Annotated in this window: 15 protein-coding genes; 14 read left to right on the top strand and 1 reads right to left on the bottom strand. The window is 31.1% G+C overall.

The window, feature by feature from the left end; all coding sequences use genetic code 11:
* Positions 1 to 15 precede the first annotated feature (15 nt).
* The 7 genes from ACLII3_RS09360 to ACLII3_RS09390 all read left to right on the top strand — a co-directional run bounded on the left by ACLII3_RS09360 (position 16) and on the right by ACLII3_RS09390 (position 8,803).
* Positions 16 to 1,947 carry a hypothetical protein gene (locus tag ACLII3_RS09360; protein WP_412983969.1) on the top strand — a complete coding sequence of 644 codons (1,932 nt, stop codon included), beginning with the start codon at positions 16 to 18 and terminating at the stop codon, positions 1,945 to 1,947.
* Positions 1,948 to 1,965: 18 nt separating this feature from the next.
* Entirely contained in the window at positions 1,966 to 2,412 is a 447-nt protein-coding gene (locus ACLII3_RS09365; protein WP_412983970.1) for a hypothetical protein, read from the top strand.
* Positions 2,413 to 2,515: 103 nt separating this feature from the next.
* A complete protein-coding gene (locus ACLII3_RS09370) occupies positions 2,516 to 3,043 on the top strand; it encodes a DUF6252 family protein (protein ID WP_412983971.1) in 528 nt (175 codons plus the stop codon).
* A gap of 17 nt (positions 3,044 to 3,060) precedes the next feature.
* Entirely contained in the window at positions 3,061 to 4,920 is a 1,860-nt protein-coding gene (locus ACLII3_RS09375; RefSeq protein WP_412983972.1) for a PQQ-binding-like beta-propeller repeat protein, read from the top strand.
* A 148-nt stretch (positions 4,921 to 5,068) separates the two neighbouring features.
* Positions 5,069 to 5,824, top strand: a complete 756-nt coding sequence (locus ACLII3_RS09380) for a hypothetical protein (protein ID WP_412983973.1) — start codon at positions 5,069 to 5,071, stop codon at positions 5,822 to 5,824.
* Between the two features lie 300 nt (positions 5,825 to 6,124).
* On the top strand, positions 6,125 to 8,083 hold the full coding sequence (locus ACLII3_RS09385; RefSeq protein WP_412983974.1) for an ATP-binding protein: 1,959 nt from the start codon (positions 6,125 to 6,127) through the stop codon (positions 8,081 to 8,083).
* A gap of 69 nt (positions 8,084 to 8,152) precedes the next feature.
* A complete protein-coding gene (locus tag ACLII3_RS09390) occupies positions 8,153 to 8,803 on the top strand; it encodes a response regulator (RefSeq protein WP_412983975.1) in 651 nt (216 codons plus the stop codon).
* A gap of 154 nt (positions 8,804 to 8,957) precedes the next feature.
* On the opposite strand, the gene ACLII3_RS09395 is transcribed toward ACLII3_RS09390, so the two are convergent.
* A complete protein-coding gene (locus tag ACLII3_RS09395; protein WP_412983976.1) occupies positions 8,958 to 9,263 on the bottom strand; it encodes a rhodanese-like domain-containing protein in 306 nt (101 codons plus the stop codon).
* 82 nt (positions 9,264 to 9,345) lie between these two features.
* Here ACLII3_RS09395 and ACLII3_RS09400 point away from each other — a divergent pair, with 82 nt between their 5' ends.
* From ACLII3_RS09400 to paaD, 7 genes are all read left to right on the top strand, one after another.
* Positions 9,346 to 9,915, top strand: coding sequence for a TetR/AcrR family transcriptional regulator (locus tag ACLII3_RS09400; protein ID WP_412983977.1), 570 nt, complete (start codon positions 9,346 to 9,348; stop codon positions 9,913 to 9,915).
* Between the two features lie 76 nt (positions 9,916 to 9,991).
* A complete protein-coding gene (locus ACLII3_RS09405) occupies positions 9,992 to 11,065 on the top strand; it encodes a 2Fe-2S iron-sulfur cluster-binding protein (RefSeq protein ID WP_412983978.1) in 1,074 nt (357 codons plus the stop codon).
* A complete protein-coding gene (locus ACLII3_RS09410; RefSeq protein WP_412983979.1) occupies positions 11,058 to 11,738 on the top strand; it encodes a hypothetical protein in 681 nt (226 codons plus the stop codon). Before ACLII3_RS09405 ends, ACLII3_RS09410 begins: the two co-directional genes overlap by 8 nt.
* 17 nt (positions 11,739 to 11,755) lie before the next feature.
* Positions 11,756 to 12,712, top strand: coding sequence for a 1,2-phenylacetyl-CoA epoxidase subunit PaaA (gene paaA, locus ACLII3_RS09415; RefSeq protein ID WP_412983980.1), 957 nt, complete (start codon positions 11,756 to 11,758; stop codon positions 12,710 to 12,712).
* A 2-nt stretch (positions 12,713 to 12,714) separates the two neighbouring features.
* The gene (gene paaB / locus ACLII3_RS09420) at positions 12,715 to 12,999 is read left to right on the top strand and encodes a 1,2-phenylacetyl-CoA epoxidase subunit PaaB (RefSeq protein ID WP_294069960.1); all 285 of its coding nucleotides are present in this window, start codon (positions 12,715 to 12,717) and stop codon (positions 12,997 to 12,999) included.
* Positions 13,000 to 13,001: 2 nt separating this feature from the next.
* A complete protein-coding gene (gene paaC / locus ACLII3_RS09425; protein WP_412983981.1) occupies positions 13,002 to 13,754 on the top strand; it encodes a 1,2-phenylacetyl-CoA epoxidase subunit PaaC in 753 nt (250 codons plus the stop codon).
* Between the two features lie 25 nt (positions 13,755 to 13,779).
* The gene (gene paaD, locus ACLII3_RS09430; protein WP_412983982.1) at positions 13,780 to 14,280 is read left to right on the top strand and encodes a 1,2-phenylacetyl-CoA epoxidase subunit PaaD; all 501 of its coding nucleotides are present in this window, start codon (positions 13,780 to 13,782) and stop codon (positions 14,278 to 14,280) included.
* Positions 14,281 to 14,315 lie beyond the last annotated feature (35 nt).

Raw genomic sequence — 14,315 nt, forward strand, 5'->3', positions numbered from 1 at the left:
TTAAATTATATAGATATGAGGTTATTTTGGTGTTTGTTATTTGTAATTCCTAATGTTTTTGCCCAAAATCAATATACTACTAGAATAAAGAATAGCGATTTTAATATTTCTAATAATGTAGTAAATGTAGTCGAGTATGAGTATGATAATGAAGATGAAGAATCAAAAAAAACTAGAGTAAAAGTAGAGACAATAAAAGAATGGAAGTTTAGTAAAGGTTATATTTATCAAGAAACTATTGCTAAGGATTTAAACACCAAAAGTATTTCTCTTTATGTGTATTTACCAGACCGAAACCTCTATTCTATTAGCCTTAGAAAAACTTTTAAATATGTGAAAACAGAAGAAACTGTTCTAAAATTTAAACGTTTTAAGTTTAAGGGGTTAGATTTCTACATGCCGGAAAATGCACAAGTTTTACAACAAGAAGAAGATGTTCTAGATGTAAATTATTTACTAAATAAGAAGAACTATGGTGAGAAGTTAAGTGTAAAAGATGGTTTGATAGAAAAATACAATACCTCACCTTATGGACCTTCTATTTATAAGTATAATGATAAAGGTGTAATTATAGATGCTTTTTTTCCAGGTGTGAGTGGTAAAAAATACGAATACGGTAATAGAGGTGAATTAATTAAGAAATCAACTTATGGTTCACCCTTTAATAAGATAATAACTTTAATTTATTATGAATACGATGCTTTTAATAATTGGATAAAAAAAACTGAAGTAGATATAGATAACAATGGACTTAAAGGTTCAAGATTTTTCAGTAGAGTTTTAACATATAAAGATGGTAAGTCTACTGGAGATTCTAATTATGACTTGAGTTTTGTAAACAATTCGACACTTAAAGCATTAAAACAAGCATCACAAAAAAACAACATAACTCAAACAGCTCCAGCTACATTTAAAGGAAAGTATTATTATAAAAAGACTATAGGAGATGAATTTTGGATTTATAATGATAAAAACGAATCCGTTGCTAATAAATGTGTTCATTTAGATTTTATAAATTCAGATTTTTATATGTACGAACCAGCAACTAAAAAGGTGCTTAAGTTGGTTAATTATTCTAATGGTGATATAGACAAGGCATATCCAGTTGAGGTAGTGATGAGTGAAGAAGAGAATGTTTTACATGTAAATAAAAATGGAGATGTTGTGTTTTATTGTGAAGGGAAGTTAACCACAGTAAAAGAATCAAAACTAATTACCATTAATGGTAAAAAGTTTGTAATGGTGCCTAATGGTTCTAAAAATACTTATTGGTTTTTGTATGAGAAAACAAAACCAGGAGTGTATAAAATTAATAAGCTTCCATATAGTGAGGATAATGCTTATTGGGGAAAAATGTTTGTAGGAGATGGTTCGTTAAAAACGGATTTGTTTATTGTGGTCAATGGTGAGCAGCCAGAAATTAAAAACTTTAAGTTACTAAAATCAGATGGTAGTTTTCTTTTTAGTATAAGTGATAAGTATTATCGTGTACCATTTAGAGCATCAAAACTAATGAAGTTGCAACCACTAGTTCCTATTGCTAAAGCTGAATTTGACCAATTAACAACTGGTGTGAATACTTCTACTTCAAATAATAATATATCAAAAACACTTACAGGCGAAGCTCTTGAGATAAGCAAATGCAAAAAGGATCAAGATGTAGAAGGTTGTGTTACAAATCTATTTAAGAAAAAGCATAATAATCTTAAAGCCTTTGGTAAAGCTGAAACTGAGATTTATAAAGACTTAGCAATGTTTATAAGGGAAACTGGAAAGCAATTTACTCCTAAAGTTCAGTGTAGAGTTTTGATGGATAGTGATATTCCAAATGATAAAATGAGAGAGATACTTAGTTTTCTGACCAAAGAAGAGCGATCGAAAATTAGTAGTGAAGCACAAAAAATTGTGGATGAGTATAATAAAAACTTTGGTAAGAAGAATAATTAAAAAACAATAAGATTGAATATGAACGTATTTAAAGCACTTTATTGTAATCAATACTACGAGCTTAAACCACAAGGAAAAGAAGATACAGCTCAAAAAATGGGAACCATTTTATCTACTATAGCTTTAGTTTTATTTTTACTAAGCGCCTTCTTTTTATTGATGACTTTTATGCCAGATTTTGAGAAAGAGTTATATAGATTCTTTAAGAGCGCATTTGGAAGAAGAACAGGAAAGGCTATAGGTAAATTTGCAGGCATATTATGCTTGTTAATTGGATATCCAATAATAAAATTTACAGTTGGAACTAATAAAAGTTATAATACTACTATTACTGAGTTTAATAATAAGTCTATCGAAGAACAGAAGCAAATATCTAAAAAGGGCTTAAAGTTTTTTGTAAGCTCTGTAGCAATAATTATTATAGTAGTAATAATTATGGCTATATATCACACTGTATTTGATTAGTTAAGTACAGAATATCTTACTTAAATATACGCAATTCATCGTATTGATTTGATTATTAATATTTTGCAATTTTGAAATGTTATTAATTCTAAAATATTCAACGATGAGAAATTTAAAGCAAATCATGTTACTTTTAATGACAGTTTCATTAGTAACATTTACAGGATGTTCAAGTAGTGATGATGGTGGAGATGGAGGAAACGCAGGAGATGGTGTGTTAATAGCTAAAATTGATGGTACGTCTTTTGAGTCTATGCCTATTTCATCTTCAGCTACTATAGCAAATGGAGGACAAAATTTAATAATTATAGCATCAAACAGCGATGGTAATGCCTTTGCTTTTACTGTGGTGGGTTTTGATGGTGTTGGTACCTATCCTTTAGGTGGAGGCGCTAATATTTTTAATAGTGGCTCATATACTGAAACAGATGTGGATATAAATAATCCTCAAAATTCTACAACCGAAATTTGGCAAGCGCCATACGACGATACTGTTGCAGGGGAATTAAGAGTCGCTGAAATTACAGACGATAAAGTTAAAGGAACATTTGAGTTTACAGGTAAAAATGTTAATGGAGACCAATCGTTAAAGACTATAACTGAAGGTTCTTTCAATTTAGATAGACAATAAACTAAATATTATTTGTCATGAAAGAACTAATTAATACTTTAAAAAGTATGCTAATAGTTGCATTGGTTTTTAGTACAACTATAACATATGCGCAAAGAGCAGAAACACCAGATTATCAATATGACTTAGGAGGTAAAATAGATTATATGACCTTAACTGATGCAGGTGTTTTATTAATTGCTCATGGAGATGGTTTAGCAGGTATAAAACCTGGTCAAGAAGGTTTAGTGTTTAATTTTGATGATTATGGCAAAGTAAAACAAGAAGAATTGTTTATTGTGCCAAAAACACCTTACGTTATGGTTGGTCAAACGGGTTTTGGTGGTATATCAACTAAGCAAAGTGTGATTGATTTTGTGTCAGGGAAGCGTATTTTTGACACGAAGTCTAATGGTTGGAAAGCAGCACAAAGACCAACCTTAATAATGCCGCAAAATAAATTAATTGTTTCTGGACAACGTACAGCAAAAGAAAAATATACACAGGCTATTGGTATTTATAATATGGAAACAGGAGCTGAAGAAAAGTTGTTTGCATTAAAAGGAGCAAATGTACTTTCGGGAAGCCCTAAAATTATAAATGGCGGAATTATTCTTCCTACAGCTAAAGGTGTTTATCGAATAGATGCCGAAACAGGAGCTGAAAGCTGGATGTTAGACCTTAAAAATGTAACTTATGTTTATCCTGCTGCAGATGGTAAATCTATGTATGCTGCTGTTTTAAAAGGAAAAAACCATGAAGTTCATAAAATAAGCGAAAATGGAACTAAGTTATGGGCAGATGGTAAGAAGTTAAAAGGAAAGGTGTCTAATTTTCAAATTACAGATAAAGGCCTTGCTTTAGTTAGTAATGTAGCACCTTCAGGAAAGAAAGGTTTGGGTAAGTTAGCTTCGGCAAAACCACAAAGTCATATATCATTTTTATCTGCAAACAATGGTGAAGATTTATGGGAAAAAGCACCAAAAACTAAAGGATATGTACAGCATTTCTATGTAATGGAAGATGGTATTTTATTCGGAATTCAATCTGGTGGTATTAATAAAATATCTTTTGATGGAAATCCATTGTTTAAAAAGCCTTTAAAAACAGGTGAAAACATTCATACAATGGCTTTGACAAAGCAAGGAATGATTTATATTACTGATAGTGATGCTAATATTATTAATCTAGATACTGGAGAATCAATTTGGTCTAAACCAATAAAGTATAAAAGAGCAAAAGCTGTTTGTAGTACTTATGATGAATCTCATAAAAGATATTTAATAAGTACAGGAAATGAACTGGTAGCCATCGATGAAGATTCAGGAGATATTAGTACACTAGCTACTTACAAATTTGAAGAAAAAGAAAGTCCAACAAGTATTGAAGTTAGAAAGAATGGATTGTTGTTGACTTCCGATCAAAATATGATGATGTTAGATTTTGAAGGATCAGAATCATTTCATGAATATTTTAGATCTCCAGGTAAAAGTGCTTTAGCAATAGTAGCTCTTAGTGCACTTGCATTATCATCAACAGCTATGATGGCAGACGCTAGTTTTCAAGCTGGAGCAAATCGAAATGCCATTGGGCAATACAATAGTTATGGAGCTCAAAAACAAAGAGAAGCAGATGCTTTTCAAGCTATAGCAACAGCATCTTTTAATGAAATGAGCAAGCGCTTTAGAGCAACATCAGCAACAGAAAATGCTCAATTCATTTTAACAAAATTGGATGAAGGTGCTGGGTTAATAAAAATTAATAAAGATACTGGATTAGCAGAGAAAGAAATTATTCTAAAAAACAAAAAGCCAGAATACGAAGTTGATGAGTTTGGAGGCTATTTATATTATCAAGCCAAAGGAAATATTATTTATTCGTATAATTTAAATAAGTAATTAAAGAGCTAATTACAAATTAAATCTTGTTGTTGAGATTTGTTGATTAGGCGTGGTGGCTTTGCTCATTACGCTTAATCTTTTTTGTTAAGAGTGTATATGTCTTAACAATTCTAAGTATATTGTATAATCATTAAAAAACTGTGTCATGAGATTAATTGTTTTATTTTTTTTAATTACAAGCATAGGTTTAGCTCAAGAAGTTAAAACTCCTAATTCACCTCAACAAGTACCTGAACAAAAATCTACTGGATGTGTTAGCGGTAATTGTTATAATGGTTGGGGGAAATGGCAATACAATAATGGGTATTATTCTGGTTTTTGGAAAGATGGAAAACGTAATGGTTATGGCTTATATGATTGGAAGGATGCAGGTAAATATATAGGTGCTTGGAAAGATGACTCTAGAAATGGCTATGGAGTTTACTTTTATCAAAACGACACTAAAGATGAGATGATAGGGCAGTTTAAAAATGGAGAGCTTAATGGTTATGGGAAAAAATATGTAAAAGGTAAATGGAGTCAAGGAGAGTATAAAGATGGTGTATTGGTAGCTTCATATTCATTCTATGATAACAAAAAACCATTTGGCTGTATAGCTGGAGATTGTCAAAATAAATATGGTCGTTTTAAATGGGAAAATGGCGATAAGTTTACAGGTTTTTTTAAGAATGGTAAAATGTATGTAGGAACTTATGTGTTTAGTAATGGCGATAAATATTCTGGAATGTTTGTGAATAATTCTTTTCAAGGAGATGGTAGATTCTTCTTTAAAGATGGAAGTTATTACGGGGGAAAATGGTATAATGGCAAATATGATGGATTAGGTTACTTTACAGACGCTGAATATAATAGCTCTATTGGTGTGTGGAGTGCTGGTGTTTTAGTAGAGTCTTATAAATAGTGTTAATTGGTTGTTTTTTAGCGCCTTGTAAAATATAATTAAACTCATGTTAAGAGGTTAGAAGATTGAATGAGATTTCTCTTATACGCTTAATCTTTTTTTTACTACTTCTTATCGAAAAAAAGAGATTCTAGCTTTAATATGTTTTATCTTCGAAATGCTATTAATCAATTTTTTTAAAAAAGCGTCAGGTTTTAAGGTGTAAAAATCAAAAATTACTGATGCTTTTTTTGTGTCTAACATTTTCTGGTAATTATTTCATAATTACTATCTTCATAAGGCATTAATAATTTTAAAGTTATGAGGCTGTTAAGTTTAGTTGTTGTTTTGTTTTTTTCGTTTAGTTGTTTAGCGCAAAATAATGATGAAAAACTAAGTTTAGAGTTGATAAAAGAACTGCAAAATTCTACGAACCCAGTCAATCAATTAGATACATATGAAAAGCTTGTTTTATCTGCTTTAGATAATAACGATTCTTTAGCTTTTGAATATGCGCAAAAAATGTTTGATTTAGCTGTTTTGAGCAAATTAAAACATAAGCAAGGAGTTGCGTTGTATTACCTTGGACGTTCTAATTTGGAATTAAATAAAACAAAAGCTTTAGAGTTTTTTAAGGAAGCATTACCAATACTAGAAGCTAATGAGGATGAGAATTTAAAAGATGTTTATTATCATTTGTCTAATATCTACGTGATTTTTTCAGACTTTCCTAAAAGTTTACAATCTGCCTTAACCTCATTAGAAATAAATCAAGCGCTAGAGATAGATAAAAACATTCAAAGAGATATGTCTTATATAGGTTATGTTTTTGATAGGATGTATGAATTTAAGGAGTCGATTAAATGGAATAGAAAAGCACTGCAAATAGCTAAAAAACTAAATGATAAAGAAGCAGAAGCTATTTGTTATGGCAGAATTGGAATTGCTTACGATGAGTTAGCTGAAAAAGATAATTTTAATAAGAAACTGTTTGATAGTGCTTTGTATTATAATTTAACTGCTGTAAAGCTAAGTGAAGAAGTTGGCAATCTAGGATTTACTAGGACAACGTACTCAAACATTGGTAACAGTTACTCTAAATTAAAAAACTATGATAAAGCAGAGGAATACACAATAAAGTCACTAGCTGTTCCAGGTTTTGATGAAAAAAAAGGAGTGACATTGGTTAATTTAGGGAAAATTTATCTTGAAACAGGAAGGTATGATCAGGCAAGAAAAATACTAGATAGTGCTATGTGGAATACAAAACACTATGGTACTAGAAAGTATGAATTAGAAGCGTATTATAGGTTTCATGAATTAGACTTAAAGCTCGGGAACTCTAAAAGTGCTTTAAAAAATTATAAAGCTTATAAAGCAATTGAAGATTCTTTGTTAAATGAAACAAAAACAAAACAAATTGCCGAAATGAGCGAGCGTTATAAAAGTGCCGAAAAGGAAGTGCAACTTGCGCAAACAAGAGCTACTATTGCTGAAAAAGATTTAGATCTTCAACAGAAAAATATTCAAATTTATGGATTAGCTATAGCTGCTTTAGTATTTATTGTTTTAGGATATTTATTAGTAAATCAACAGAAGCTTAAAAATAGACAACTCCAAAAAGAGAATTTACTTAAAAACGCTTTAGCTAAGATTGAAATTCAAAATAAATTGCAAGACCAGAGATTGAGAATTTCAAGGGATTTGCATGATAATATTGGAGCCCAATTAACATTTATTATTTCTTCTATAGATAATTTAAAATATGGATTTAATATTGAAGATAATATGTTAACCAACAAATTAACGGGGATTAGCAATTTTACTAAAGAAACTATTTATGAGTTAAGAGATACTATTTGGGCAATGAATAAGAATGAAATCAATTTTGACGATTTACAGTCAAGGATTTCTAATTTCATCGATAAAGCTAATATTGCTTCTAAAGGTATTCAGTTTAGCTTTAATGTAGCAGATGAAGTGTCTCAGAATATTAAGTTCACTTCAGTAGAAGGAATGAACCTCTATCGAATTATTCAAGAAGCAATTAATAATTCAATAAAACATTCGAAGGCAAGCGAAATAACTGTACTTATAAGTTTGAATGAAAAAGGTTTAGTAATTACGATTACAGATAATGGAATTGGTTTTGATAAAGACAAAGTAGAACTAAGTAATGGTGTTAATAATATGGAAAAGAGAGCTTCAGAAATTAATGCACAACTTAATATTCAATCACAAAAAGAAAATGGGACAACAATCACCATTTTAAAGAGGTAATTAAAATACGCAACTCATCGTATTTTAAGTAAAACAGTATTGATGTATATTTACATAATTCAATAATTTATGTCTGTAAAAATTGCCATAGTAGATGATAATTCCTTTTTAATTAAAGCGGTTAAAGAAAAACTGTCTTTTTTTACCGATTTAGAGTATAGATTTTCAGCATCTAATGGGTCTGATTTTATTACTAAACTAGAAGCTAATCATAACATTGATTTAATACTAATGGATATTGAAATGCCAATATTAAATGGTATTGAAACTACAGCTATAGTTAAGCAGAAATATCCACATATTAAAATTATTATGCTCACAGTGTTTGATAATGATGAAAACATATTCAATGCAATTAAAGCTGGAGCAGATGGTTACTTGTTAAAGGAAATCAACCCAAGAGATTTACATGATGGTATAATAGAAACACTTAATGGAGGTGCTGCAATGAATCCGTCAATAGCAATGAAAACATTAAAGCTTTTGCGAAATCCTATCGAAATAGAAAACAAGCAAGAGCAAGAAGATATAAAACTTACAAAAAGAGAAACAGATGTTCTTGAGCAATTAAGTAAAGGATTAAGTTATAACTTAATTGCTGAAAACTTAATTTTATCTACAGGAACTATTCGTAAACATATTGAACATATTTATCGAAAGTTACAGGTTCATAATAAGTTAGAGGCAGTTCAAAAGGCAAAAAGGAATAAGTTAATCTGATAAATTTGCACCTAATTTCCGTTCGTCTATTTTTCTGTAAACATCATCGAAAATAGAATAGCACACTCAATTATAAAGATATATTTGTTGTGCTATTAATCAAGAATTCAAGCATTAGTAAACTTTGTTTTTTCAAAGCGAGCTAATGCTTTTTTTATAGCTTATTATTTAAGCTTTGCCATCCACCTCCATTCATTGCTTCAATACCATTTTGTTTTAATATGCTTGCAGCATTTGCGCTACGCATACCACTAGCACAGCAAGTAATAACAGGTTTGTTTTGCTTTTTAATATCAGCTAGTTTTGAAGTTAATATTTGTAAAGGAATATTCTTAGAGCCTGTTATAGCTCCATTAGCATATTCTCCGGTTGTTCTAACGTCAAGTATAATGGCGTTTCTAGATTTAAAGTCATCAATCATTTTCTGTTTGTCTTTAAATAAAAAATCAAAAATTCCCATATCAATATTTTTAACAAAGGTCTAATTTATAAAAATACTATGGTGTAACAAGAGTTACAAAAAATCTGTATATTCAACGCTCATGAAAATAAATACACGTAAAGACCAGATCATAGAAACATCAGCCATTCTTTTTAAAGAAAAAGGATATAGTGCAGTAACTATGAGAGACATTGCAAAAGCAATGGATATTAAAGCAGCAAGCTTATATAATCATATCAAATCCAAACAAGAAATACTTTCAGATATTATCATTTCTTTAGCCGAAGAGTTTATTAAAGGTATGAATGTAATATTAGTGTCCGAAAAATCGAGTATCGATAAACTTAAAAGTGTTATTGAATTGCATGTTGATATTACATCTAATAATCAAAATGGAATGGCATCTTTAAATAATGATTGGATGCATTTAGATGGTAAACTTGAATATTATCTCAAGCTTCGAAAAGATTATGAAGAAAATTTTAGAAGCATAATTAAAGAAGGAATTAGTAAAAATGAACTTCATAATTCTAATCCAGAAGTCATGCTATTTTCAATCTTATCTACATTAAGGTCGCTTTATATATGGATCCCAAATAAAGACGATTTATTACCAGAAACATTGGCTTCCGATTTGAGTAATGTATTATTAAATGGAATTGTGAAATAATTGATACAAATTTTGTAAATTTGACAACCAAACTAACAGTTGTTAGTTTTAATTATTTTACAACATTAATAATTTCATGGCAGATTTTCATAAAATAAAAGTTGCAGACATATATAAAGAAACTAAAGATACGTCTGTTATTACTTTTGATATACCTCAAGATTTAAAAGCAGATTTTGAATTTACTCCAGGACAACACTTAACTTTAAGAAAGGAAATAAATGGCGAAGATATTCGTCGTTCATATTCGTTGTGTTCAAGTCCTTTAGAAAATCAATGGAAGGTTGCTGTTAAGCAAATTCCAGAAGGTAAGTTCTCAACCTTTGTAAACGAAGATCTTAAAATTGGAGACGAGTTGGATGTGATGTCGCCAAGCGGAACTTTTGGCGTTGAGTCAAAAGAAGAGCTAAAAAAGAATTACTTGTTTTTTGCTGCAGGAAGTGGAATTACACCATTAATGTCAATGATTAAAACACATTTGGCAAATGAACCTAACTCTACATGTAAGTTGTTTTATGTAAATAAAACCGTAAAATCCATTATCTTTAAGGAAGAGTTAGAACAGCTAAGAAATACATACTTTGGACGTTTAGAAATTTATTATTTCTTAACTAAAGAACGTAGAGATATTGAATTGTTTAATGGACGTTTTAATGACGAGAAAATGCAAGTACTAACTAAGACGTTTATTGATATTCCAGATACTAATGAAGTATTCCTTTGTGGGCCAGAAAACATGGTGAATTATGTAAGTGAATACCTTGTAAATTCAGGATTACCAAAAGAATTAGTGCATTTTGAACTATTCGTAAAAGGTTTGTCTGAAGAAGATATTAAACGTGCAGAGCGATTAGCGCAACAAAACGTTGAAGGAACTGAAGTAACTATAGTTGATGGTGGTAAAGATTTCCATTTTACCATGACTAAAGAATATGATAACATACTTGACGCTGCACTTGGTGCAGGTGCAGATTTACCATTTGCTTGTAAAGGTGGTGTGTGTAGTACTTGTAAATGTGAAGTGAAAGAAGGAACTGTAGAAATGAAAATTAACTACGCTTTAGAAGAATTTGAAGTAGCTAAAAATTGGGTGTTAAGTTGTCAAGCAGTACCAACATCAGATAAAGTAGTAGTTGATTTTGATGTGTAAAATTAGAAACGAATTTTTTACGGGATTTATTCTTGTAATGTTAGTTTTAGGTTGTAAAACTGAAATTAAGCAGAGTAAGGATGATGAGATGATTGAAGTGGAAAAAGATTCAGTTATAGTAGAGGTATTTGAAAAAGAAGCAGAATATGTTATTACAAGTAGTATTGAAGATTTTGAAAAAAGTAAAATAGATCTAAACTTTTTTTCTAATAAGGTTTTTGAACTTGCTCCAAGTATTGAAATGATGAGCTGTGAAATAAGTTATGAAGCTAAACAATGTAGCTCTGAGTTAATTACATTTGACAATGACTTCTATTATGTTAGTTATTGTGATGGGAATAAATATAGTTCAGGAGGGAATAGAAATTATTTTAAAGGTCTATTTGAAGTAGATGAGAATAGATTGATTTTAGTGTTTGAAGAAAAATATATTACAACAAACACAAAAATTAATGAATATGGAGAAGCTTTTACTAAGGTCTCCGAAAGTACAATTGAAAATTTAGAAATTGCTGAGATTCATTTTTTGCAATGTAGTAATAAAAGAATTTTAGCTCTCCAATTTAATGATAGTCATGAAATAGGAGTATTAACTGATATAAACAATATAGATTATATTGAAAATTTTAAAGAAGATGATCGTGATTTATGGTTGAAATTCGTGAATCTTTAATTGATAAATTATGATGTATGAGTGAAGCACAAATAAAAAGTTTAGAGGAAGAATTTGAAGCGCGTATTGCACGTGATGAAAAAATTGAACCTAAAGATTGGATGCCTGAAAAGTATCGTAAGACACACATTAGGCAAATGTCGCAGCATGCCCATTCCGAAATTATTGGGATGTTGCCAGAAGGAAATTGGATAACAAGAGCCCCTTCATTACGTCGTAAAGTAGCATTATTAGCTAAAGTACAAGACGAAGGTGGTCATGGTTTATACCTATATAGTGCCACAGAAACCTTAGGGATTTCTAGAGACGAAATGTTTGAGCAGCTACATACAGGAAAAGCAAAATACTCAAGTATTTTTAACTATCCAGCCGTAACATGGGCAGATATGGGAGCTATTGGCTGGTTGGTTGATGGTGCAGCTATTATCAATCAGGTGGCTTTATGTGGAACGTCTTATGGGCCTTATGCACGTGCTATGGTGCGTATTTGTAAAGAGGAAAGTTTCCATCAACGTCAAGGTTATGAAATTATGCTAACCCTATCTAAAGGAACACCAGAGCAAAAGGCAATGGCACAAGATGCTTTAAATAGATTTTGGTGGCCATCACTAATGATGTTTGGACCTCGTGATGATGAATCGCCAAATACTGCGCAATCCATGAAATGGAAATTAAAGCGTAAATCTAATGACGAATTACGTCAACAGTTCATTGATCAAACAGTTCCTCAAGCCGAATTAATTGGTTTAACTATCCCAGATCCAGATTTAAAATGGAATGAAGAAAAAGGTGGTTATGATTCTGGTGAAATCGATTGGGACGAGTTTTGGCAAGTCGTTAAAGGATATGGTCCTTGTAATAAAGAAAGAATGAAAGCAAGAGTTTCTGCTTGGGAGAATGGACAATGGGTTCGTGATGCAGCAATAGCTCATGCAGAAAAACAACAAGATAAAAAACTAAATAAGGCAGGATAATTATGAAAAAAGAATGGCCTCTTTGGGAAATCTTCGTAAGAAGTAAAAACGGATTAGAACATCGTCATTTTGGAAGTTTACATGCTGCTGATGCAGATATGGCTCTAGAAAATGCACGTGATGTATATACAAGAAGAAGTGAAGGCGTGAGTATTTGGGTTGTAGAATCTAAGCATATTACAGCATCAAATCCAGAACATAATGGAGAGTTATTTGAACCAGCTCAAGATAAAGTATATCGTCACCCAACATTTTACGATTTACCAGACGAAATTAAACATATGTAATTATGAACAACAATTTATACAATTACATATTAGGTATAGCAGACAATAGTTTAATTCTTGGGCAACGTTTAGGAGAGCTATGTGGACATGGTCCAAGCTTAGAGACTGATATTGCCTGTACAAATATTTCCTTAGATTTTTTCGGGCAAGTACGTAGCTATTTTCAATATGCTGCACAGGTTGCTGGTGATGATCGTAATGAAGATACTATTGCAATGATGCGTACAGAGCGTGAATACGTTAATGTATTATTGGTTGAACAACCTAATACGGATTTCGCCTATACTATTGCGCGTCAGTTTTTATTTGACGTGTATCATTATGCGTTCTTAATTGAATTACAAAATAGCAATGACGAAACATTAGCGGCAATTGCAAAAAAATCGCTAAAAGAAGTGTCTTATCATTTGCGATTTTCAACCGATTGGATTAAACGTCTAGGTGATGGTACAGAAGAAAGTCATGAGCGTATTCAAACTGCGATAAACGACCTATGGACATATACAGATGAATTATTTCATCAAACTGATGCAGATAAAGCAATGATAGCTGAAGGTGTTGGTGTAGATACTTTAGAATTAAAAGAAGGTTACTACAAGCGAGTTGCAGAGGTTTTGGAAGAAGCAACTTTGCAGGTGCCAGATTTAAACTATTTCCAAAAAGGAGGAAAGCAAGGTATTCATACAGAGCATTTAGGTTATTTATTAGCTGAATTACAATATATGCAACGTGCTTATCCTAATATGACTTGGTAGTCATAAAAAAAAGAAGAGTATATCAATGATTGAACACGCCGAAATTAATAGCGAATTAATTCCAATTCTAGATCAGGTTTCTGATCCAGAAATTCCCGTTTTAACGATATTAGATATGGGCGTGATTCGCTATGCGAAAATCATTGGAGATAAAGAGGTGTTAGTTAAAATTACACCAACCTACAGTGGTTGTCCAGCAATGGACGTTATTGGCGATGATATTACTAAAGCATTTAATGAAGCTGGTTACAAGGCAAAAGTGGAATTAGTTTTATCTCCAGCTTGGACAACCGATTGGATTACCGAAAGAGGAAGGACTGCTCTCGAAAAATATGGTATTGCAGCACCTTTAGATGCGGAATCCGACAAAGCAGCGCTTCTTGGTGATGCAAAAATCGTAAAGTGTACCCTTTGTGGGTCTACAAATACAAAACTAGTAAGTCAGTTTGGTTCTACTGCATGTAAAGCATTGTTTCAATGTGAAGATTGTAAAGAACCGTTTGACTATTTTAAATGTTTAAAATAAGTGTCATTCAGAGCGAAGTGAAAAATCTTTCGCTT

The organism is Pontimicrobium sp. IMCC45349, assembly GCF_047219225.1.
In the GTDB taxonomy this organism is placed as follows: domain Bacteria; phylum Bacteroidota; class Bacteroidia; order Flavobacteriales; family Flavobacteriaceae; genus IMCC45349.

Bases quoted from the DNA above. Each gene is read 5' to 3' on its own strand.
- ACLII3_RS09360 (WP_412983969.1), top strand. From the start codon at position 16: ATGAGGTTATTTTGGTGTTTGTTATTTGTAATTCCTAATGTTTTTGCC.
- ACLII3_RS09365 (WP_412983970.1), top strand. From the start codon at position 1,966: ATGAACGTATTTAAAGCACTTTATTGTAATCAATACTACGAGCTTAAA.
- ACLII3_RS09370 (WP_412983971.1), top strand. From the start codon at position 2,516: ATGAGAAATTTAAAGCAAATCATGTTACTTTTAATGACAGTTTCATTA.
- ACLII3_RS09375 (WP_412983972.1), top strand. From the start codon at position 3,061: ATGAAAGAACTAATTAATACTTTAAAAAGTATGCTAATAGTTGCATTG.
- ACLII3_RS09380 (WP_412983973.1), top strand. From the start codon at position 5,069: ATGAGATTAATTGTTTTATTTTTTTTAATTACAAGCATAGGTTTAGCT.
- ACLII3_RS09385 (WP_412983974.1), top strand. From the start codon at position 6,125: ATGAGGCTGTTAAGTTTAGTTGTTGTTTTGTTTTTTTCGTTTAGTTGT.
- ACLII3_RS09390 (WP_412983975.1), top strand. From the start codon at position 8,153: ATGTCTGTAAAAATTGCCATAGTAGATGATAATTCCTTTTTAATTAAA.
- ACLII3_RS09395 (WP_412983976.1), bottom strand. From the start codon at position 9,263: ATGGGAATTTTTGATTTTTTATTTAAAGACAAACAGAAAATGATTGAT.
- ACLII3_RS09400 (WP_412983977.1), top strand. From the start codon at position 9,346: ATGAAAATAAATACACGTAAAGACCAGATCATAGAAACATCAGCCATT.
- ACLII3_RS09405 (WP_412983978.1), top strand. From the start codon at position 9,992: ATGGCAGATTTTCATAAAATAAAAGTTGCAGACATATATAAAGAAACT.
- ACLII3_RS09410 (WP_412983979.1), top strand. From the start codon at position 11,058: ATGTGTAAAATTAGAAACGAATTTTTTACGGGATTTATTCTTGTAATG.
- paaA (WP_412983980.1), top strand. From the start codon at position 11,756: ATGAGTGAAGCACAAATAAAAAGTTTAGAGGAAGAATTTGAAGCGCGT.
- paaB (WP_294069960.1), top strand. From the start codon at position 12,715: ATGAAAAAAGAATGGCCTCTTTGGGAAATCTTCGTAAGAAGTAAAAAC.
- paaC (WP_412983981.1), top strand. From the start codon at position 13,002: ATGAACAACAATTTATACAATTACATATTAGGTATAGCAGACAATAGT.
- paaD (WP_412983982.1), top strand. From the start codon at position 13,780: ATGATTGAACACGCCGAAATTAATAGCGAATTAATTCCAATTCTAGAT.